The 23,006-nt window shown below is 38.1% G+C and carries 18 protein-coding genes and 1 tRNA gene; 10 read left to right on the forward strand and 9 right to left on the reverse strand.

The window, feature by feature from the left end:
• Nucleotides 1-8: 8 nt before the first annotated feature.
• Nucleotides 9-497 (forward strand): DciA family protein, encoded by a 489-nt coding sequence (locus tag RT723_RS09900; RefSeq protein ID WP_315946917.1) that lies wholly within the window; start codon nucleotides 9-11, stop codon nucleotides 495-497.
• Here RT723_RS09900 and barA read toward each other — a convergent pair.
• The gene (gene barA, locus RT723_RS09905; RefSeq protein WP_315946918.1) at nucleotides 494-3,289 is read right to left on the reverse strand and encodes a two-component sensor histidine kinase BarA; all 2,796 of its coding nucleotides are present in this window, start codon (nucleotides 3,287-3,289) and stop codon (nucleotides 494-496) included. The two genes, RT723_RS09900 and barA, sit on opposite strands and share 4 nt — an antisense overlap.
• Before the next feature lie 134 nt (nucleotides 3,290-3,423).
• Here barA and rlmD point away from each other — a divergent pair, with 134 nt between their 5' ends.
• From rlmD to RT723_RS09930, 5 genes are all read left to right on the forward strand, one after another.
• Complete coding sequence (gene rlmD / locus RT723_RS09910) at nucleotides 3,424-4,788, forward strand: 23S rRNA (uracil(1939)-C(5))-methyltransferase RlmD (protein ID WP_315946919.1); 1,365 nt, start codon at nucleotides 3,424-3,426, stop codon at nucleotides 4,786-4,788.
• Nucleotides 4,789-4,799: 11 nt separating this feature from the next.
• Nucleotides 4,800-7,025, forward strand: coding sequence for a GTP diphosphokinase (gene relA, locus RT723_RS09915; protein WP_216053781.1), 2,226 nt, complete (start codon nucleotides 4,800-4,802; stop codon nucleotides 7,023-7,025).
• 24 nt (nucleotides 7,026-7,049) lie between these two features.
• Nucleotides 7,050-7,892, forward strand: coding sequence for a nucleoside triphosphate pyrophosphohydrolase (gene mazG / locus RT723_RS09920; RefSeq protein WP_315946922.1), 843 nt, complete (start codon nucleotides 7,050-7,052; stop codon nucleotides 7,890-7,892).
• Nucleotides 7,893-8,040: 148 nt separating this feature from the next.
• Nucleotides 8,041-9,207 carry a porin gene (locus RT723_RS09925; RefSeq protein WP_315946923.1) on the forward strand — a complete coding sequence of 389 codons (1,167 nt, stop codon included), beginning with the start codon at nucleotides 8,041-8,043 and terminating at the stop codon, nucleotides 9,205-9,207.
• 10 nt (nucleotides 9,208-9,217) lie between these two features.
• Entirely contained in the window at nucleotides 9,218-9,625 is a 408-nt protein-coding gene (locus RT723_RS09930; protein ID WP_315946924.1) for a type 2 periplasmic-binding domain-containing protein, read from the forward strand.
• A gap of 73 nt (nucleotides 9,626-9,698) precedes the next feature.
• Here the strand turns inward: RT723_RS09930 and RT723_RS09935 are convergent, their stop codons facing one another.
• The 6 genes from RT723_RS09935 to pepA form a co-directional block, all read right to left on the reverse strand.
• The gene (locus tag RT723_RS09935; RefSeq protein WP_315946926.1) at nucleotides 9,699-10,160 is read right to left on the reverse strand and encodes a PH domain-containing protein; all 462 of its coding nucleotides are present in this window, start codon (nucleotides 10,158-10,160) and stop codon (nucleotides 9,699-9,701) included.
• Nucleotides 10,153-10,362, reverse strand: a complete 210-nt coding sequence (locus RT723_RS09940) for a type II toxin-antitoxin system antitoxin (RefSeq protein WP_216053777.1) — start codon at nucleotides 10,360-10,362, stop codon at nucleotides 10,153-10,155. Before RT723_RS09940 ends, RT723_RS09935 begins: the two co-directional genes overlap by 8 nt.
• A gap of 63 nt (nucleotides 10,363-10,425) precedes the next feature.
• The gene (locus RT723_RS09945; protein ID WP_428983656.1) at nucleotides 10,426-11,277 is read right to left on the reverse strand and encodes an SPFH domain-containing protein; all 852 of its coding nucleotides are present in this window, start codon (nucleotides 11,275-11,277) and stop codon (nucleotides 10,426-10,428) included.
• A gap of 172 nt (nucleotides 11,278-11,449) precedes the next feature.
• On the reverse strand, nucleotides 11,450-14,311 hold the full coding sequence (locus RT723_RS09950; protein WP_315946928.1) for a valine--tRNA ligase: 2,862 nt from the start codon (nucleotides 14,309-14,311) through the stop codon (nucleotides 11,450-11,452).
• A gap of 53 nt (nucleotides 14,312-14,364) precedes the next feature.
• Nucleotides 14,365-14,838, reverse strand: coding sequence for a DNA polymerase III subunit chi (locus RT723_RS09955; RefSeq protein WP_216053775.1), 474 nt, complete (start codon nucleotides 14,836-14,838; stop codon nucleotides 14,365-14,367).
• A gap of 34 nt (nucleotides 14,839-14,872) precedes the next feature.
• Nucleotides 14,873-16,378, reverse strand: a complete 1,506-nt coding sequence (gene pepA / locus RT723_RS09960; protein WP_216053774.1) for a leucyl aminopeptidase — start codon at nucleotides 16,376-16,378, stop codon at nucleotides 14,873-14,875.
• Nucleotides 16,379-16,612: 234 nt separating this feature from the next.
• Between pepA and lptF the strand changes: the two genes are divergently transcribed.
• Together lptF and lptG are read left to right on the forward strand one after the other, a co-directional pair.
• Nucleotides 16,613-17,716 (forward strand): LPS export ABC transporter permease LptF, encoded by a 1,104-nt coding sequence (lptF, locus tag RT723_RS09965; protein WP_315946929.1) that lies wholly within the window; start codon nucleotides 16,613-16,615, stop codon nucleotides 17,714-17,716.
• A gap of 2 nt (nucleotides 17,717-17,718) precedes the next feature.
• Entirely contained in the window at nucleotides 17,719-18,789 is a 1,071-nt protein-coding gene (gene lptG, locus RT723_RS09970) for an LPS export ABC transporter permease LptG (protein ID WP_315946930.1), read from the forward strand.
• A 32-nt stretch (nucleotides 18,790-18,821) separates the two neighbouring features.
• On the opposite strand, the gene RT723_RS09975 is transcribed toward lptG, so the two are convergent.
• The gene (locus tag RT723_RS09975; protein WP_315946931.1) at nucleotides 18,822-19,382 is read right to left on the reverse strand and encodes an RDD family protein; all 561 of its coding nucleotides are present in this window, start codon (nucleotides 19,380-19,382) and stop codon (nucleotides 18,822-18,824) included.
• 182 nt (nucleotides 19,383-19,564) lie between these two features.
• On the opposite strand from RT723_RS09975, the gene RT723_RS09980 reads away from it, so the two are divergent.
• Nucleotides 19,565-19,649 (forward strand) — tRNA-Leu (locus RT723_RS09980).
• Nucleotides 19,650-20,105: 456 nt separating this feature from the next.
• Nucleotides 20,106-20,456, forward strand: a complete 351-nt coding sequence (locus RT723_RS09985) for a RidA family protein (protein ID WP_315946932.1) — start codon at nucleotides 20,106-20,108, stop codon at nucleotides 20,454-20,456.
• Between the two features lie 102 nt (nucleotides 20,457-20,558).
• On the opposite strand, the gene RT723_RS09990 is transcribed toward RT723_RS09985, so the two are convergent.
• Nucleotides 20,559-22,904 (reverse strand): peptidase U32 family protein, encoded by a 2,346-nt coding sequence (locus tag RT723_RS09990; RefSeq protein WP_315946933.1) that lies wholly within the window; start codon nucleotides 22,902-22,904, stop codon nucleotides 20,559-20,561.
• Nucleotides 22,905-23,006: the final 102 nt, after the last annotated feature.

A 23,006-nucleotide genomic window follows, 5' to 3' on the forward strand; every position in this document is an offset into this window, starting at 1 on the left:
ACATATAAGTGAAGACACCAAAATCGTTAAATGAACTAATCAGTTCTGATAAAGAAACAAACAATCTATCTTTATATCGTCAAAAAACCAGTAAATTTAGATTAATTCACCAACTATTATCAGAAATATTAGGTGCTAATATCGCTCAAAACATCGTAGTAAGCAACTATAAAAACTCAATTGTCTATTTAGAAACCACTTCTGCAGGCATTGCCACTGGCTTTAAAATGTACCAATCACAAGTTTTGTCTTCCTTTCGGAAACAGCTCGATCCTGCGTTAGTCACTGTTGAAATGAAAGTAAGTCCCCATTCAGCCGCCTTACAATCAAAACGAGCAAAAGCAGAAGCCCCTACTATTATCAAAAAAAGTACCCGAACAATTCCAGATGATGTTGCAAAAATGTTTGAATCTATAGCTCAGTCTAGCAAAGGACCATTAAAAGAACAGTTTATGAAATTGAGCCGACTCAATAAATCGAACAAAAAGAGTGATTAATTCAAATCCCAATTATTTGCTTCATTAATAATATGATCAATCTCATCAATCAGTTCTAACAACTCAGGGTCAACCGCGGCTATATTTTTTTCATTCTTTAATCCAGTTTCAATAAGTTCAGCTAATTGCTTTAGTTTAGGTACCCCAGTGTAACAACACGCGCCATGAAACTTGTGTATAACCTCTAACAATGTTTTCAGATCCTCATCACCATAACTTTGTTTTAACGATTGGGCTAATTCCGGTAATCCTCTAACTAACATAACAAACATTTCTATTGCGAGTTCTTTTTTGCCCGCTGCACGGGTTAAGGCTAATGACCAATCAACATGATGGTAATAAGCAAAAGCAGGTAGTGATTCGTCCGGTTGAGTTGCAATAACGGGCACAGGAGTTGGCTGCCTTATTTGTAGCTGACAACCTGGACATGCATCTAATATAACTTGAGTTAACATTTCTTCATCTATCGGTTTGGCTAAATAGCCAGTAAAGCCGACTTCTAACATTCTTTTTTGCTCATCTTGTCCTGCGTGAGCTGTTACGGAAATTATAGCCGTACTCTCATTTAACGACGACTCTTTAATTTTTTGACATGCCGTAATACCGTCCATAATCGGCATTTGTATATCCATAAAAATAACATCGTAAATATGCTTTTGTGCCTGTTGTAACGCAGCAACGCCATCATGCGCTACATCAACAACCATGCCCATTTCATCCAACAAGGTTGTTAGTAGTTTAAGATTAGCGGGTGTGTCATCAACCGCTAGGACCTTCATTCCCCCAAACATTGTAGTTAACGCTTGTTGCTGATTAATATCTTTTATATAAGGTTCAGCAAACGTAGTTATCAACTTCCTATGATTCACCGGCATACTAAAACAAGCTCTCGCTCCAGATCCAATAATCGCTTCTTTTAGGTTTGGTGAAATACTATTGATGATGGTGTACACATGTGAACAATATTGTGTTGCCACTGTGATGTATTTTTTTAGTTCACTTACCGTGCTGGGCGATATTTTTCTGCCTATCAACACAATATCAAATTTGTCTTTTTGTAAGGTTTCTAAATAAGCTGAGTCTTGATCACAACTTGTGACAACTAGTTCAGTGTCATCATTAAGTAGTTGCTTGATATCGTTGAACGCTTGAGGGCACGAGTCGAAATACAGTATTTTTTTATTTTCAATTTCTTTTAAAGGTAATTGTTGTCCAATCGCCGTGTTATTTTCTTTGATATACATATCAAAAAAGAACTCAGAACCTTTATTTAACTCACTATTAAAGTGAATACTGCCTTTCATGCTTTCGACAATTTTTTTACAAATGATCAGGCCTAATCCTGTACCGCCATATTTTCGAGTGGTGGAATTGTCCGCCTGTCCGAAAGCCGCAAATAATTTATCTTTGACCTTTTCTTCAATACCAATGCCCGTATCTGACACAATAAACTTAATGTGATGCCCGTATTCGTGACTTCCTAAATATTTAACATCCAATCGGATATAACCGTCACGGGTAAACTTGATAGAGTTACCGACTAAGTTAATGATTATTTGTTTTAACCGAACAGGATCACCCTGTAATTCATCCGGAACACGGGTGTCGATATTAATATGAATATCCAGACTCTTATCAAATATACTTGGCGCTAATAAGGTCATAACTTCATTAACCGTATCACGGAGGGCGAATGGAATTGACTCGAGTTCCATTTTTCCAGCGTCTAGTTTTGAGAAGTCTAAAATGTCGTTAATGATCTGTAATAAGTTATTCGCCGACGAGTCGATTGTGTCGAGGAAATCTCGCTGATTATTATTTAGCTGTGTTTTCTTTAGTTGACGAGTAAAACCTAATACTCCATTTAACGGGGTTCTTAACTCGTGACTCATGTTTGCTAAGAATTGAGACTTCACATCGTTAGCATTTAAGGCGTCCCGTTTGGCTATATTAAGCTCAATATTCTGTACTTCCAACTGCTCAACGGTTTGCTGCAGTTCTTGTGTGTGTTCACTGATATTATGTTCTGCTTGTTCGGTCACTACATACATTGCTTTGGCAACGGAGTTAACGCTCAATCGCAAGGTTTCTAATTCTCCAACCATATTATTATTCACACGATATTTATAATCACCATCGGCAATGGATTTAACCGCTTTGTTAAGGTCGTTAATAGATGAGGTGATATCTTTAATAAAAAAGAACGAAAACACTGTGGTAGAAATAATCACGAGCAATAAAATAAGGATTAAAGTGAAGACTGAAGATTGTTGCTCCAGGCGTGCTTGATCCCGGCTTAGTTCAACAACTAAATAACCGAATAATGTCTTGCCATTTTTGGTGATGAAAATAAACGAGTCGTTTACTTCTAATTCTGAACTGTATATTGGGCTGCGAATGTAAATTTTATCGTCGGTCATTTCAACTTGGGTATTTTCAGATAGTAAACGCCCCGGTTTTAAACGGACTTTGGAAAAATCTTCATGCATATTCGAAGAGACAAACAATTGATGGTTAGGTAAAAATACCGAAATAGACTGTACTATTGGACTGGCTTTTCTATGTGCCATGTTCAGTGTTTGTTCTAACCTTTTTTGATTACTGTTTAATATTGCATCCGCACTCAAAATACTTAATGGCTCTGAAAGGTAGATACCACGTTGGATTAAGTTATCATCTAGTTCAGTGTATCTTTTATAAGTTAAGTACCCCCCTAATAAAAGACCGATCAATATTGTAGGTAAAATGGTGATCATCAACGCGCGTTGACGTAAAGAAAGCAGTTCTTTCATTAATAATACGAGAATAATTTATATAAATTAGGGAGATTAACTTATCCTAAACTTGTTAAACTAACAAGATTCCAGCTTTCTGAATTTCATATTTAACGATTTCATCACGATTTAAAGGACAGGCAACCGCTCGCATGGCAAAAATATTCAACCCAAGTAAATCAGGCAAAAACAGAAAACATAAATCTCTTGCCAAACAATTGCCCGACTTCGTTGCAAAAGTGCAGAGTTACGACCCCGAAGGGAAAGGGATCATTCGAACTGAAACTGGACGTATCGCTTTTGTTACCGGCGCATTAGTTGATGAAGTTGTAAAAGTTCGTCCTATTACCTATAACGAAAAAATCATTAAAGGTGAGACGTTAGAAGTACTTGAAGCCAGTGATAAACGTGTAGAACCTAAATGTGTACATTTCGATGTTTGTGGTGGTTGCCAAATTCAATATATGGAACCTGCTCATCAAACCGCAGCAAAACAATCCGCGTTAAACTCCCTATTCCAAAAACAATTAGGGTTAACCGATATTCCATGGCAACCAGCAATAACGGGTCCCGACTGGCACTATCGTCGTACAGCTCGTTTATCTATCTGGTTTGATTCGGACACATCATTACGTTTAGGCTTTAGACAAGCAAAGTCTAAACAAATTGTTGATGTTGAGCAGTGCCCTATTTTGGTTCAAAGTTTAACCAATTTATTGCCATCGTTAAAAACGACAATACAAAGTTTAACCAGCCGTAAATCAATAACGCACATACAACTTTATGCATTAGACAATTGTAACACTGTTATTTTCCGAGTTGTTAACCCACTGAATAGTAAAGACAAAGAAATACTAAACCTATATGCACAAGCTCAGAATATAAACTTGATTTTAGAACATGAAGACCATAAGTTTGAGCAAATATCATTATTAAATAATACAACTGGTACAGAGCTTGAATATGTAATTGAACATTGTCGATTCCAATTTTCACCAGAAAATTTCATTCAAGTAAATGCCGATGTAAATCAGCAAATGGTCTCGCAGGCAATTGATTGGTTAGCACCAACAAAAGAGGATGTTGTGTTAGATTTATTTAGTGGCATAGGCAATTTTACATTGCCTTTAGCGCTTAAATCTAAACAAGTATTTGCCGTTGAAGGCGTAAACAATATGGTGTTACGCATAAAACAAAATGCAGAATTAAATCAAATAGATAACATCTCTGCTCATCAAGCCGATTTATCTAAATTACAATTAAAATATAAACCACAGTGGTTAAAACCTATAGACAAGTTATTATTAGATCCGGCTCGTGATGGCGCCTATGATGTTGTCAAAAAAATCCCACTGTTGGCACCAAATACAATATTATATGTATCTTGTAATCCATCCACTATGGTCAGAGATATTAAAGAATTACAACAAAGCGGGTATAAATTGTCGAAACTTGGATTATTGAATATGTTTCCTCATACTGCTCATATTGAAGCGATGGCTTTGTTAGAAAAATAAAAGGATAACCTGTGGTTTCGGTAACTCGCACGCATCACTTAGAAGACGTTCTAGAAAGTAAAGATACTAAACAGTGGCTAATGTCTGCTGGTCTAGCAGAACATACTGTTCAAGTAATTGACGACGCCGTTCAGTGGTTACAAAAGCAACCCAAACAAGCTGAGTTACTTTCACCGGTTGATGCCGATTACACCCGCCAAGGTCTACTAATTGTTGAGATATTACTTGAGCTTCATATGGACGATGACAGTTTAATAACTGCATTGTTATATCCCTATTTTGAACATCAGGCATCCGACACTAAAGTTAGAGAAAAACTCAAAAAGAAATTTGGCCGTAATATCATTAATTTGTTAAACGGTGTCACCAAAATGGCCAGCATGGGCTTGTTGTCAGCTCGAGTAAAATATTCGCCTGAGCAAGGTGAAAATATACGCCGTATGTTAACCGCAATGATTGAAGATGTGCGCGCGGTTGTTATTAAACTTGCGCAGCAAGTGGTCTTTTTACGTGAAATCAAAAAAAGCGACGAAGAGACTCGAGTCCTTGCCGCCAAAGAAACCCAAACTATTTATGCTCCGTTAGCTAATCGATTAGGTATAGGTCAATTAAAGTGGGAGCTAGAAGACTATGCTTTTCGCTATTTACAGCCTGATATTTATAAAAATATCGCATCTAACCTTGAAGAAAAACGTACTGAACGACAACAGTACCTAGAAGACTTTGTCGAGTTACTAGGTGAACGCTTAGCTGGCGCTAACATTAAGTCTCAAGTTTATGGTAGACCAAAACATATCTACAGCATTTGGAAAAAAATGCAGAAAAAAGGGTATGAGTTCAGCCAGTTATTCGACATTAGAGCAGTACGCGTTGTTGCTGATAAAATTCAGGATTGTTACTCATGTTTAGGCATCATTCATACTAGCTGGCGCCATATACCGTCTGAGTTTGACGATTATGTTGCCACACCAAAACCAAACGGTTACCAATCTATTCACACTGTCGTAATAGGTCCTGAAGGTAAACCAATTGAGATTCAAATCAGAACGGAAGAAATGCATGACGATGCCGAATTAGGCGTTGCTGCTCACTGGCAATATAAAGAAGGCGCTTTACCAACTAAATCTGGTAAAGGCTCTAGCTATGAAGACAAGATTGCTTGGTTAAGAAAACTACTTCAATGGCAAGAAGAAATGGCCGACTCCGGTGATTTCGCTGAAGAGCTAAGAAACCAAGTTGTCGAAGACCGCGTTTATGTGTTTACGCCACAAGGTGATGTTATTGATTTACCAAATGGGTCTACCCCGTTAGATTTTGCTTATCATATCCATACTAATGTGGGACATAGATGTATTGGTGCAAAAGTGTTTAACCGCATTGTGCCTTTTACTTACCAACTTAAAACGGGTGATCAGATTGAGATCATTACAGGTAAAGAATCCAATCCAAAACGCGACTGGCTGAATCCTAACCTTGATTACATCCACTCTTCCAGAGCGCGAGCTAAAGTTCACACTTGGTTTAAACAGCAAGATAAAGATAAAAACCAAACCGAAGGTAAACAACTTTTAGAACAAGAATTGTCTCGTTTAAATATACCTTGGTCAGAAGCCGAACAAGCTAAAGACCGCTTTAACATGGTGACGTTAGACGACTTATTAGCTTCAATTGGTGGCGGTGATGTTCGTTTAAATCAAGTTGTAAATTACATCCAGTCCAAGTTAAGAAATGAACAACCACCTGAAATTGACCCTCGTTTAATTCAAAAACCGAGAAAACAGAAGAAGTTTCAAAACGGCATTGTACTTCAAGGTGTTGGTAATCTAATGAACCAACTAGCTGGCTGTTGTAATCCAATTCCTGGTGATGAAATCGCTGGTTATATTACTCAAGGGCGTGGCGTCGTTATCCACAGAGAAGATTGTGAACAATTTAAAATTGTCATGAATGAACACCCAGAACGCTTCATAGAAGCCAGTTGGGAAGAAGAGTATTCCGGTGGTTATATTTCTCAGCTACGTATTATTGCAAATGACCGCAGTGGCTTAATTAGAGATGTCACCAGTATTCTAGCTAATGAGAAGATCAATGTATTAGGCATGACCACAGAGTCTGACGTGCAAAAACAAATTGCGACTATGGGACTTAAATTAGAAGTCTATAACGTAGGGGCATTTAACCGCGTGGTGAGCAAACTAAGTCAGTTAGATGAAATGATAGAAGTTAAACGAATCTAATACCGGAAAAGTGACCTTTTAAGAATGTTAAATAACAAATCATCCATGGAAAAGCTCAACTGGATCATGTCCCAATTACGTCACCCTGAAACAGGTTGTCCTTGGGACTTAAAGCAAACCTTTGATTCGTTAATACCTTACACTATTGAAGAAGCGTATGAAGTTGCTCAAGCAATCGAAGACAAGGACTATGTCGACTTAAAAAGTGAATTGGGCGATTTATTATTTCAGGTTGTGTTTTACGCTCAACTTGGTAAAGAGCAATCCTTGTTTGATTTTAACGATGTGATCGACACCGTTTGCGACAAGTTAATCAGCCGTCACCCGCATGTTTTTTCTGATGCTCAATTTGATTCTGAACAACAAATAAAACAAAACTGGGAAAAACAAAAAGCCGCAGAACGTAATGCTAAAAACTCACGAAGCATCAGCGTATTAGATGATATCCCATTGGCAATACCTGCTATTTCTCGTGCCTATAAAATCCAAAAACGAGCCTCAAGTGTTGGTTTTGATTGGCCTGATGTACATGGTGCATTTGATAAAGTCAGTGAAGAGATTGAAGAAGTAAAAGCTGAACTCGCCCTTAATATTGATAACACATCTTTAAAGGACAGTGACAATATTGACGCCATTGCCGATGAACTAGGCGATCTCTATTTTGCCCTTACCAATGTGACCCGACACTTAGGTTTGAACCCAGAACAAGTGATCAAAGCCGCCAATAAAAAGTTTGAAAAACGCTTTCGTCAGGTTGAACAGATTGCATCAGAGAACAACGCAGACATTAGCAAAACCAGCCTCTACCAGTTAGACACATGGTGGGAGCAAGCAAAATCTCAAATTGCAAAGACTGCAGAGAAATGAAACGTCCCTCATAATTTGTGACAATTACTGAATTCTAAAAAATTAAATTAATTCATTTATTTAACTATAAAATTTTGCAAACATTCCAATCCTGTACTTATATTAGTGGGTATCAATCAGCCTGATGTAAATACGTAGGAGCACGTCAATGCCTAAGTTAAAACCCCTATTATTAGGTACCGTAATAACTGCTATATCATCAACAAATGCAATAGCCGATGTGAAAATCAATGGTTTTGCATCCATAGTTGGTGGTGTCGATTTAGACGAAGCAACTTTTAGAAATTCTCCATATGATGAAGACTTTAGTTTTAAACCCGAATCTAAGTTTGCCTTACAAGTATCATCATCTCTTGGTGAAGGTTTAAGTGCAACAGCTCAAATAATGGCTCGAGGCAGTACAGATTTTAAAGCCAATTTTGAATGGGCTTACTTAAGTTATGAGCTGAACGATAACCTCACATTAAGATCTGGACGATTAAGACTTCCATTTTATAAATACTCAGACTATTTAGATGTAGGGTTTGCTTATCCTTGGATCCGCCCACCTAAAGCTATGTATAGTTTGTTATTTAACACCTATGACGGCGTCAGTTTATTAAGTAATTTTTATGCAGGGGGAATCGATATAACCACCAATATTATTTATGGTAATGTTGAAGAAACTTTTTTCAAAACAACCACCCCAACAGAAGGAAAGTTAGAAGGTTTCAAAGGTATAAATGTTCAATTTAGTAAAGACTGGTTAAGTGGTTACGCAGCATATATGTATGGTGACGTATTTATCCCTCAAGCGGGCATGGTTGCGTTAGCGGACGCCCTGGATACCAATGTACCTTCATTAAATTTAGGCACAGAGGTCAAGATTGATAATGATGTAGGTAGTTTTATTGGTTTGGGTATAACAGCCGATCTAGATCAATTTTTAATTAATGCTGAATATTCTGAAGTAACTGTTGATGATTCATTATTACTCGATAATAGTCAATGGTATGTCAGCCTAGCCTATCGCTTGGATTCATACACACCATATTTAACCTACCAACATACCGAAAATGAACAAAATACGGAAGTGGCTTCAAAGTTATCAGCAGTTCCTCCTTTAGCAACTACAGTTCAAGGCGCATTTGATGGTCAATTATTTGAATATACAGCTACAACCTTAGGTGTTCGTTACGACTTTCACCCAAGTGCAGCATTAAAATTTGAATATAATGCCTTTAGTGAAATTGTCGATGTTACCGCTGGATGGGGCACACCAACTGATAAAGAATCAAGCTCTAATATAACAATTAGCATAGACTTAGTATTTTAAGGAGAAGCAAATGAAGACACTTATATTAGCAACAAGTTTACTGTTTAGTGCATCAGCGTTCTCTGGAATATCAGTGATTGTTCATCCATCAAACCCTGTTGAATTAGACCAATCTGAAGTTGCTCGAATATTCTTAGGAAAGATGAAATCATTTCCTGGAGCAGGGCAAGTAATTCCAGTAAATCAAAATGAGGGGAATTCACAAAGAGCTGATTTTGAAACTACTATATTAAAAAAATCAGGAACTCAAATAAAAGCTTATTGGTCAAAGCTGGTCTTCACTGGTAAAGGAACACCACCAAAAGATGTGGGAAACGATGCTGATGTTATCGAGCTTATTAAAGCCAATCCTAGTATGATTGGCTACATTAATGACTCATCAGTCACTTCAGATGTAAAAGTGGTTACGACATTTTAATGCACTTAACTCATAAGATATGAAATCAGTTACATTCATGTGTAACTGATTTTTTATTACTTTATAAATAGAGTTAAAGTGAATCTGATAGCGGTTTGTCAATAGCCGCTAAAAATCCTTTCCTGTCTTTTGGTGATATCTGAATTTGTCTTTCACCTTGGTCTTTATCAAAGTAATGTAATACTAACCGTTTTCTAGATAACGCCGCTGCGGATATTAGGTTAATTGTATGTGTTACCTTGCGCACGTCTTTAATAGCAATGGTTTTATTGAACAATCCATTGTGAATTATGATCTGAGTATCGGTAACTTGGTATTTAACTTTTACAAAGATAAAGACAACAAAAAACGTCGTTAACATTAATACTAACAAAGCCGATCTTGATTCACTTGATTCACTTGATTCATTAAGTAGAAATAACAAACTTGAATAGAGATCAGGTCGATTAATTTCAGAAAACAAAGCAAAAAATGCAAAGGAAAAACTAGCAATCAAAATAACAACAATTGATTTGTCGACTTTAGATTTAAACATTTTTTTCATCATCGTCCTTCTCTTCAACAACTTCTGTTAACACCTTTTGTACAAGTTTCACTCGTCCATTAGACACTAGTGCCTGTCTTAACACATATTCAATTTGAGCATTAACACTTCGTATTTCGTCGTCTGCCCAGCGCTGCATTGCGGCTAAGACATCGGGACTTATACGTAATGGATAACTTTTCTTTTTAGTCACATGGGCTCCTTATTAAGTGAGCTTAGGTTTATGCTCTTGTGTGTAATTCTGATATATCACTACTTAATATAACGAGCCAGCATTAACAATGGGTTGAGTATTTTGGTCACTGCACAGAACTACTAATAGATTACTGACCATGGCAGCTTTGCGCTCTTCATCTAGCTCTACTATGCCTTTTTCGGCTAACTGCTCTAATGCTAAATCAACCATACCAACGGCACCTTGTACTATCTTTTCACGCGCGGCGATGATAGCGGTTGCTTGCTGACGTTGTAACATAGCATTGGCGATTTCTGGCGCATAAGCCAAGTGGCTAATACGTGCTTCAATGACTTTCATGCCAGCATTCTCCAATCGATTTTGAACTTCTTTTGTCAAGGCATCAGAGATAACTTGAGTGTGACTACGTAGTGCAATATCCCCGTCCTCATAAATATCATATGGATACGTTGTTGCCATATTACGAAGTGCGGCTTCTGATTGAATGCTAACGTAACTTTCATAATCATCCACTTCAAACACGGCTTGTGCCGTATCATCTACTGTCCATACCACAACAGTTGCTATTTCAATTGGATTACCATGATTGTCGTTTACTTTTAATTGTCCACTTTCAAAATTACGAATTCTTAACGAGATATTACGGCGAATAAATAGCGGAATGGTCCAGCGCAGGCCTGTTGATTTAATTGTGCCAACATAAGAACCAAACAAGGTTAATACTCTTGCTTGTTTGGGTTGCACCATAAAAAAGCCTGGAGCAAATAAAATGACTGTAAGGGCAATGCACAATACCATCCAAAAATTAGGTTCTCCCATTTGCACCAAGTTACTTACAAAAATGACAATTAAAGCCGCAAATATTGATGCAACTAAATATCCGCTAATTGAAAATCCGACCTTCTCTTTCATCTCTTTTACTGTTTTCATGATATAAATCCTTAAATAGTGATATCATTTTGATATCACTATACCTTAAGTTTTATAAAGATCAATAATTTCCGCATAAAAAAAACGCCAAACAATTCTTTGTTTAGCGTTTTATTCAGGCAATACAGCTTGTTGTCATTCTATTACATAGTAATTAAATCGCTTCAATCTCTGCGTATTGCTCTTTTAGCTTATTAACCGTTTGTTGGAACTCAGCCATTTTAGCTTGTTCTTTTTCAATAACAGCCGCAGGCGCATTACTTACAAACTTCTCATTGGATAACTTACCCGATACACGTTGTAACTCTTGATTGGCTTTTTCCATCGCCTTAGTTAAGCGAGATAACTCAGCGTCTTTATCTATCAAGCCCGCCATAGGGATAAGTACATCCATAGTGCCTACAATGCCTGATGCTGACGCTGGCGCTTTTTCGCCGTCGCTCAACACGTTAATAGATTCTAATTTAGCTAACGCCATCAAGAATGATTTATTAGCCGTTAAACGTTCAAGGTCTTGTGCTGATAAGTTTCGTAACAATACATCAATTGGTTTGTTTGGCGACAAGTCCATTTCCCCACGTATGTTACGGATAACCAGAATAAACTGTTTTAACCATTCAACATCCGCGACCGCTTGTTCATCAACCAAATCAACATTATAAGTTGGATACGCATTTAACATGATGCTTTCAGCGTCTGTTGGTAAACCAGTTAACGGCTGTACACGTTGCCAAATGGTTTCTGTGATAAACGGCATAATTGGGTGCATCAAACGTAATAACGATTCTAATACCACAACCAATGTTTTACGTGTTGCGCGTTGTTGAGTCTCAGAACCACTGTTCATTACCGGCTTAGTTAGCTCTAAGTACCAACCGCAGAATTCATTCCAAGTAAAGTCATACAATGCATTAGCAGCTAAATCAAAACGGTAAGCGTCCAAATGACCGCGTACTGTTTTAATAGTGTTTTGCATTTGCCCTTGAATCCAACGATCCGCTAATGAATATTCAAGTTCTGAATCTGTTGCGTTTTTACCGCAATCAAACTCTTCTGTATTCATTAATACGTAACGGCTAGCATTCCATAATTTATTACAGAAATTACGGTACCCTTCCAAACGTTTCATGTCCCAGCTAATGTCACGGCCTGTTGAAGCCAGTGCTGACAAGGTAAAACGTAGTGCGTCGGTTCCGCTGGTTTCCATGCCTTCTGGGAATTCTTTACGAGTACTTTTTTCAATTTTTGCCGCCAGTTTTGGCTGCATCATGTTGCCCGTACGTTTTTGTACTAATTTTTCTAATTCGATACCGTCGATAATATCTAAAGGATCAATAACATTACCTTTAGATTTAGACATTTTATCGCCATTTTCGTCACGGATAAGACCCGTAACATAAACCGTTTTAAATGGGACTTGTGGTTTGCCATCTTCATCTTTAATGAAGTGCATGGTCATCATGATCATACGCGCAACCCAGAAGAAAATGATGTCAAAGCCCGTTACCAGTACATCGGTAGGATGGAAGGTTTTTAAATCTTCTACATTGTCAGGCCAACCTAACGTTGAAAAAGTCCAAAGCGCAGAGGAGAACCAAGTATCTAATACATCTTCGTCTTGACGTAGTTTAACGTCGTCCGCTAAACCATTAGCCGTACGAACTTCCGCTTCGCTGTTACCAACGTATACTTTGCCGTTTTCATCATACCAAGCTGGAATTCTGTGTCCCCACCAAAGTTGACGTGATATACACCAGTCTTGAATGTCGCGCATCCACGCAAAGTACATATTTTCATATTGTTTTGGTACAAACTGGATATCACCATTTTGAACCGCTTCTGTGGCTACTTTCGCCATAGATTCAACACGTACATACCATTGGTCTGTCAACATAGGCTCGATAACAACACCACCACGATCACCATATGGCACAGTTAAGTCATGTTCTTTTATTACGTCTAAATAACCGCACTCTTCCATGGCTGCCACAACCGCTTTACGTGCAGCAAAACGTTCTAAACCTTGAAATTGCTCTGGCAGATCAGTGGAATACACATCGCTTACTTCACCATTGGTATTAAAAACTTCTGACTCATTACGAATATGACCAGTAAAGTTTAATACATTGATCATAGGTAAGTTGTTGCGTTTACCTACTTCATAGTCGTTAAAGTCGTGTGCAGGTGTGATTTTTACACAACCAGTACCTTTGTCCATATCAGCATGTTCATCGCCAATGATAGGAATAAGACGACCCACTAAAGGTAAAACAATTGATTTACCAATTAAGTCTTTATAACGAGGATCTTCTGGATTTACCGCAACCGCAGTATCACCTAATAAGGTTTCTGGACGTGTTGTCGCTACCACTAAATAATCTTTACCGTCTGCCGTTTTTTGACCGTCCGCTAGAGGATAACGGAAGTGCCACATGTGGCCTTTTTTGTCTTTGTTCTCAACTTCTAAGTCAGAAATAGCCGTTTGTAACTTTGGATCCCAGTTAACCAAACGTTTACCACGATAAATTAAATCGTCGTTGTATAAATCGACAAATACTTTTTCAACGGCTTTTGATAACCCAGGGTCCATAGTGAAACGTTCACGTTCCCAATCTACCGAGTTACCTAGGCGGCGCATTTGTTTGGTAATCGTGCCACCTGACTCTGCTTTCCAATCCCAAATTTTGTCGATGAATTTTTCACGACCTAAATCTTTACGAGTAACCTCACCTTGTGCAGCAAGTTGACGTTCTACCACCATTTGCGTAGCAATACCGGCATGGTCCGTTCCCACTTGCCATAAGGTATTAAAACCATCCATACGTTTATAACGCGTTAACGTATCCATAATAGTATGTTGGAACGCATGCCCCATGTGCAAACTACCAGTGACGTTTGGTGGTGGAATGACGATGCTATAACTGTCCCCTTTACCTGAAGGTTTAAAATGACCTTTAGATTCCCACTCTTCATACAAAGATTGTTCGATATCGGTTGGGTTATAAGTTGTTTCCATGATGGTTTTAGCCTTGAATTTCTGTAAAGATTAAATTTGATGTCTACTTCGTTTTACACGATCGAATCTGGAATTTGATTGGTGGTTAAATTAAAACCAGCTTGTTTCAATAACTTGTATCGCTCTCGCGCAGCCGCTTTGCCAGCTTCGTCATTGGGCACAAAATCATGCCATTCATTTACACCTTTTAGCTTAGAAACGTAATCAGGTAATGTTTGGCAGGTATTAACAAAACAGCCCCGGCGTTGTTGACTTGGCTCCCAGTTAATTTCTACTGGTGATCCATAATGAGGGCCTTCTCCCGGCAAATTATGAGGGATAAATCTATCAGCCTCAAACTGCCATAACCAATCATCAACAATATGTGCTTGATCTTGGTTTTCAACACCTATATGTATTTTTTTATTTTGACGATACAAATCCGCTGCTAACACGCAGGCATAATGAATGTGCGCCGTTACATCACTGTCTTTGGCGTGTAATGGCGCTTGTTGTTGTTCTGATAATATCCAGAAAATTGCATTCATTGGTTATATTCGTTTTGTTATTAATTCTAACGTTCTAACTTTCAACCGAAATACCGGCACGGTTCATTAAGAACTGAGTCAACATTGGAACCGGACGCCCTGTCGCGCCTTTTTTAGCACCACCGCTTACCCATGAGGTTCCAGCAATGTCTAAATGCGCCCAATTATATTTTTTTGTAAATCTAGATAAGAAACATGCAGCGGTAATAGTCCCTGCATCTCGCCCACCTAAATTACTAAAATCAGCAAATGGACTTTCTAATTGGTCTTGATATTCATCCCATAAAGGTAAACGCCATGCTCTGTCACCACTTTGCTCAGAGGCATTTAACAGCTCATGCGCCAAAGGATTATGTGTACTTAATAAGCCAGATGCATGTTTACCTAACGCAACCACACAAGCGCCGGTTAACGTAGCAATATCAATTACAAGTTCAGGGTCAAAGCGTTCAACGTAAGTTAACGCATCACATAAAACTAAACGTCCTTCCGCATCGGTATTTAACACTTCAACGGTTTTACCCGACATAGTGGTTAATACATCACCTGGGCGATACGCTTTACTGCCCGTCATGTTTTCACAACCAGCTAAAACGCCAATAACATTGATAGGTAAATCTAATTCAGCTAAAGAACGCATGGTACCTAATACACCAGCGGCACCACCCATATCGTATTTCATTTCATCCATGCCTGCGGCCGGTTTAATGGAAATACCACCTGAGTCAAAGGTTAAACCTTTGCCGACTAATACGATTGGTGCTTCGTCTGACGCCCCACCATTGTATTTAATGATGGTCATAATTGATTCGTTGTCACTGCCACGGCCAACTGCTAAATAGGAATTCATTCCTAGTGCAGCCATTTGTTCTTCACCAACGGTTTCAACCGATACTTTGTCATAAGACTCTAACGACTTACCTTGTTCGGCCAAATACGCTGGATTACAAATATTTGGTGGCATATTTGCTACGTCACGACACAGTTTTGCACCATTTGAAATAGCTAAACTATGTTCAATCGCATGTTCACCTATAGGTAATTCGCGTCGTGTAGGTACATTAAATACTAATTTTCGTAGAGGACGACGAGCTTCGTCTTTTTTACTTTTAAGTGCATCAAAGCTATACAGACTGTCTAACGTTGCTTCAACCGCTTGTCTAACTTTCCAATATGTATCACGACCCTTAACGTGCATTTCCGTTAAGAAACAGACGGATTCCATTGAACCTGTATCGTTTAAAGTATCGATAGTTTTTTTGATAATCTGGCGGTATTGACGTTCGTTTAATTCACGTTCTTTACCACAACCAACCAATAAAACACGTTCGCTCAATACATTAGGTACATGATGTAATAATAAAACTTGGCCTGGTTTACCTTCAAGGTCACCACGTCGTAATAAGTTACTTATGTAACCATCACTAATTTGATCTAATTGTTCTGCAATGGGAGAGAGTCTTCGTGGTTCATAAACACCTACAACTATACAGGCGCTGCGCTGTTTTTCCGGGCTGCCACTTTTAACACTGAATTCCATGATTTCTCCAATTGCACTACATTTTGATTATTTTTTGTTATTTATTGAAATATTAATCGGCGATTGATGGATTTATCATTATAATAATTTCCATGCCTGTTATTATTAGGCCGCCAAAATTGTAAGTAACTTATCAACTTCAAGTATTACAAAATAGTTTTCTTATGAAAATAAGAAGTTTACTTATAAATTGGCATTATTCCAGTAAAAGTATAAGTTTTCTAAGGTTTATTTGTGATAATTCTGCGTTATTTAACCGCTGAAGTATTTAAGTCGCAGTTTGCGGTTTTTCTAGTCTTCATGAGCATTTTCCTCAGCCAAACATTTGTCAAAGTATTGGCCGATGCTTCAGAGGGCAAAATACCAGGTTATCTTGTTGCGTCCATTATTGGACTTCGTTTTCCTCAACTGGCTGCCGTTATACTGCCTTTAAGTATATTTTTAGGCGTCATGTTGGCTTATGGTCGACTTTATAGCGATCACGAAATGAGTGTTTTAAAAGCCTGTGGTGTATCCGAATGGTTTGTCACTCGTATTACGTTAATTTATGCATTTATCTTAGCCATTGTTGGCGGCAGTGTGACCTTATACTTAGCCCCATTGGCCGCTGAATATGAATACCAAGCCAGAGAAGCCGCCGCCGCAGATGGTGTATTATCTACCTTAACCGCTGGCCGCTTTCAAAAGGCAGGCAGTGGCGATTCAGTTGTGTTTGTTCATGATATTGAACGTAAAACCTACATAATGAAAAAAGTATTTGTTGCCAATGCCAACGAAGATGGCGTTGATAATGTTGTTTATTCGGAAACAGGTCGAATTGTTGAGTACGACAGTGGCAAACAAGACTTAGTGTTATCTCAAGGTCACAGATATTACATTGGTAAAGATGATGCTTCACAACGTCTGACTTTCTCTGAGTATCAAATCCAATTACAAGACCAAGCGGTTGAAAAGCGTCGCCGTAATTATGCCGCACTGCCAACTTTAGAGTTAGCTAAGTCCAAAGAGTTAGACGCAATTGCTGAGTTCCAATGGCGTATCGCCATCCCTCTTTCCATCCCAATACTCGCTATGATTGCCGTTCCATTAAGTTCAGTAAACCCAAGACAAGGACGGTTTGGTAAAATTCTACCGGGTCTTGGCATATTCTTTACCTATTACATTCTATTAGTGTTAGCTAAATCTGCGATAGAAGATGGTCACTTACCTACTTATATCGGTTTATGGTGGATCCATTTATTAGGGTTAGTCACCGCCTGCTTATTATTAATTAAAGACCGAAGTTCCGGCGGTTTGATCAGGCAAAAATGGTTAAAATTAACAAGGAAAGGTGACTAATTATGATGACTTTGATCGACCGTTATATTGGTCGCACTGTTTTAAGCTCAATCGGCGTGACATTAGCCGTACTGGTAGGCATCAGCTCTTTATTTAGATTCATAGATCAACTTGGATATATTGGCCGTGGCGACTTTACCTTTTTGACTGCTGGGCTATTTACTATCTATCTTATTCCTCAAGACTTAGAGGCGTTTTTTCCGATGGCAGCCATGATCGGTGGGCTCGTTGGTTTGGGTGCTATGGCGAGTAATTCTGAATTAGTGGTTATGCAAGCAATCGGCATGTCCAAAGCCAATGTAGTTTCTGCAGTATTAAAATCCAGTACTATCCTCATCTTCATTATGATGATTTTTTCGGAATGGGGTGTGCCCTACGCAATTCAATCAGCCAAAGAATTAAAAACCCAAGCAGTTTCTGGTGGTAAATTATATTCAGCAGAACAAGGACTGTGGGCAAAAGATACCGACGCGTTTATTAACATCAAAGAAGTGACTGAAAATGGTGATTTAATTAACGTAACGGTTTTCGACTTTGATGATGACTTAAAATTAGTCCAACAAATAACGGCTAAATCAGGAAGTTTTAGTAACGGTAATTGGTTATTAGATGACGTAATTATAAAACGTTGGCAACAAAATAAAATCGATACTGTATTACTAGATAGGCTACCATGGCCAACGGAGTTATCGCCTGAAAAGCTGGGCGTTGTGTCAATAAAACCAGAACGTATGGCCGTATCTGACCTAGTGGAGTATTTACAATACTTAAACAAAAATGAACAAAGTGCCAGTCGGTATGAACTCGCCTTATGGCGCAAAATATTTCAGCCAATCAATGTGGCTGTAATGTTGTTACTCGCTTTGTCTTTTATCTTTGGTCCGTTACGAAGTGTCACGATGGGCGCTAGGGTAATTTTAGGAATTATTACCGGCTTCTCATTCTTTTTATTCGACAAGATATTTGGTTCGGTGTCGTTAATTTATGAAGTGCCAACCGTAATTGGAGCATTTACCCCAACCTTGGTATTTAGTTTGTTGGCTATGCATTTGCTGACTAAGAAACAGAAATAGTAAGCTGTAAGCAAAAAAGTATAAACTTTTATTTATAGTTCTTTTTTTACTGCATTTTCTGTTGGTACAGCTTCATCTATATGAGCCTTTTTTGGTAAAGGCTCTTCTATTCCACGTAAATACACCTGTTTATTAGCTTCTTTAGTTAACACCACCATTTCTGTATTAGTAAGTCTGTCTTGTAACGACAACTTAGTTTTAGGCATTAGCAACACTAAGATATTACCTAAACCAAATAACGCGAACAAGGCTCTTTTGGCTGCTCTTATAAAGGTAACAGGCTCATCGTTGGTGCTTTGAATTTTAACCCGCCATGCTCTCATGCCTAAAGTCTGACCGCCGTCATGCCAAAACCATGCATAAAATCCCCAAATAACGGCAACCGTTTCTACTTTAAACCACCATTGTTGATTCAAATAGGCAGAATGATCTTGATAACCTGTAAGTTCAAATAAGCCAAATGCTTGCAGCGCATACAACGCGCCTAAATTAATAATACTCAACAGCATACATAAGGCAATTACAGCCAATAAGTCATAAACTATGACAGACAAACGTTTAAAAAAACCTGCGCGAGGGAAAACTTCAGACATAAATATTCAATGTAAGTAATAATAACTGGGCGTTAGTCTACCAACAAAAGCATTAAATCCAAACAACATAGAGCGTGTTGATTTAGTAATTTGCACAATATATAAACACTCAAGGCGTATATATTGATAAATCACTTGCATGCATACAAACCGTGGTTATAATTCACTTCGCTAAATTCAGTGCCAGCGTGGTGAAATTGGTATACACGGGGGATTCAAAATCCCCTTTCGAAAGAAGTGTCGGTTCGAGTCCGACCGCTGGTACCATTTACTTTGATAGTATTCGAGTAAATACATAACCGACTAACTCAATTAGAGCTGTCGGTTTTTTTATGCCTGAGAATTGCTATACACGGGGGATTCGCTTTCCATAAGAGCCGCCCTTTCGATAGAAGTGTCGGTTCCCGAGTTTCAAAAATAACGACCGCTGGTACCATTTCTCTTAAATGAGAAAACTAAACTGATATATCCTTAAGGGAGTATCAGTTTTTTTATGTCTGAATTTCACAGATGTTTATGAAATTAGTAAACACGGGGGATTCGCTTTCCTTAAGAGCCGCCCTTTCGAAAAAGTGCCATTTTTTTATGTATGAAATTTTATAGATTAATTCAATCTAATAATCCCTAGCAAACTCCTATCACTATCGACCACTTTCTTTCCACTTAAGTCAAATGTCAGTTACCATCTGGGTTTAAACCTAATTATAAATTTATGGAATAGCAGTGACCATTGAACGATTAGAAACCAAACAACGAATGAGCCGTATTGTAAAACACAATGGTGTGATTTATTTATGTGGCCAAGTGTGCGCTGATGCTTCTCAAGGCATCACTGAACAAACACAGACTATGTTAGAAAAAGTAGATGCATTATTAATTCAAGCTGGAAGTGACCGTAAACATATCTTATCGGCCACAATTTATTTAAAAGATATGCAAGATTTTGCTCAAATGAACGAGGTTTGGGACAAATGGGTATCTGAGGGTTTTGCCCCAGCAAGAGCTTGTGTTACCGCTAATATGGCTCGTGAAGCTTTATTAGTTGAAATTTCTATTATTGCGGCTGAAATTTAAATAAGAAGAAACAAGGTATAATATTTTAAGCAATAAAAAACAGCGCTATTTAAGCGCTGTTTTTGTTTATTAACATTTAGTATTAACCTTACGTTAATAGAACTACAAACCGTTATGGTATTGCACTACGGTTGAGTCTGGCACTAATGAATTAATCGTTTCTATTGGCGCTGTCTCACCACTAAGTAATTGTTCAAACTGCTGGATCAAGGTCACTTTATCTGGTGAGGTTTTATCGCCTGCACCAATATTAGTTAAATCAATCATAAAAGTATCAAACAAGTCAGATAAATCGTTGATGATCTCAGTGTTTAAGAACTGATCTTGATTATAAATACTTGGATAACCTGCTTTTTGTTTGTCGATGGCAAACGAATCACCTTTGAGATTTGTGATGCTAGTAGATTTATCACAAGACAACATACAACCGTTATCTATACGTGGTTTTTCACAACCCACACTTTGTTGGAAGAAACACTGTCTGCTAGTCATCAATAATATTGGATGATAAATGCTATACATCATCTTAAAGTTATCCGGACGCGCAATATGCCTAATTTGTTTAAAGTTTATCTCGTTAGAGATAAACGCACCGGCACAATCAAACTCTTGCTGTAAACCTAATAACGCATAAGAGTTAGTGGTATTTAAAAACGGACCGGCTATCCATTTAATCCCTAACGCGTTGGCTTCATAAGCGATACCTGTGTTGTTAGTCACAATCAGCTTAGGTTTAACCTGCTTTAAAATATTTACCGCAACGTCGTAATCTTTACCAATTAATACTGGTGGAAACCATGGGATTAAACGCGGGTTTTGATTCAAAAAATCTATGTACTTGGTGCAATCACGTTTATAAGCATCTGGTAATTTGAAATAGATATCAGCATCAGTTTCACCTGCCAAAGCCACATCCGCTTCGTCACAAATTAGAATACTTAAGTCCGCTTTTTTAAGGCCATCTGTTTGCGGTTTCTGATGTTTGGTTAACGGTGGTAAAGTTACTTCTGGATGAATTGGTGCGTTTTTATTAAGAACGATTGAAATTTCATTTCTAATCGCGGTCAATTCTTTATAAGGGATAGTTAATCCTGCATCTAGCTCATCTGAGTTTAGAGCTTGTAAGTCATATTCTTCGTTGTTTAACCCTCTAAATCTTTTATCAAGCGCGTTGTCATCTAAGCTCAGTTTCTCACTTTTAGCTAACGGACTGCTAGATTGAAGTACAAACGATTTAGTTTCTGTTGTTAATAAACTAGATACATACTCTTGAGTGGTGACTGTGACGGTAAATACGTCACCAAGTTTACCGGAGAAGCTTAAAGTTAATGGTATTTTATCAATGTTTAGATGTTTAATTTTATCTAACATGATGCCTTGAAGTTCGCTTTTCTCTTTGTTCAGGTCTTTCTCAATTTTTTGAATTTGAACGACCGAAATTAAATCTTTGCTCTCAATACCTGGCTTTCTTAATACTAAACTTTCTGCAACTTGTTTTTCTACACCGTTTTTCTCTAATGCATAAACTTTAGAGTTATCTCTCGGGTTGTCGATAAACATTGACTGATTTAAGTCACCACGTAAAAAGGCATTGGAAAAATCGCGGTTAAATACTTTGTACAAACGCTCGCCATCTTCTAATAACTCACCGGTTTTCAAGAATCCGTCAATCTGTTTACGGAAACTATCTACGACTGTGTGTACATAGCTTGCGCCTTTAATGCGCCCTTCTATTTTAAAAGAATGAACGCCAGCTTCGATTAATGCAGGTAAGTCAAAAAAGGCGGAATTATCTTTTATATTCAGCGGGAAGTTATTGCCAGATTCAGTAGTTTCATATTCTTCACGACACGCTTGACTACAACGGCCTCGGTTACCTGAATTACCCACACTGGCAGATGTTGAGTAACACAAACCAGAAAACGCCACACAAAGCGAACCATGAACAAATACTTCCATTAGTACATCGTGTTCAACACCCACTTTAGTGAGTGCAGTGATTTCGCGTAAGTTCATTTCTCTGGATAAGTTAACACGGGATGCACCAAACTTTTTCAAGAATGGGATTTGTCCAGCATTATGCGTGGTCATTTGCGTAGAGGCATGAATATCTAAGGTTGGATAATGTTTCTTTAAAATATAAAGCAAACCAAAATCTTGCACTATCACGCCGTCTAACGTGGTGTTTACTAACTTGTTTAATAACTTAGTTAGCGCCTTAAATTCATGTTCTAAAATAACAATGTTAAGGGTTAAAAAGATCTGACATTCATACTGATGCGCCAAACGAATTAAACCAACAAGTTGTTCAAATGTGATATTACCCGCACGATTACGTGCATTAAAAGTGTTTAACCCACAATAAACGGCATCGGCTCCAGCGATAATTGCGGCTTTAATGGCTTCGGCGTCTCCACCAGGGGCGAGTAATTCAATTTTAGGGCTCATTTGTAGGCTCATAAGTACAACTTGTTATCTGCAAAACTTTGGGCGGGGATTTTACCTGTATAATGAGCAGATGAATATCGTTAAAGTGTTTTATTCCTAGTA

Origin of the sequence: Psychrosphaera aquimarina, assembly GCF_032461525.1 — a bacterium.
GTDB lineage: Bacteria > Pseudomonadota > Gammaproteobacteria > Enterobacterales > Alteromonadaceae > Psychrosphaera > Psychrosphaera aquimarina.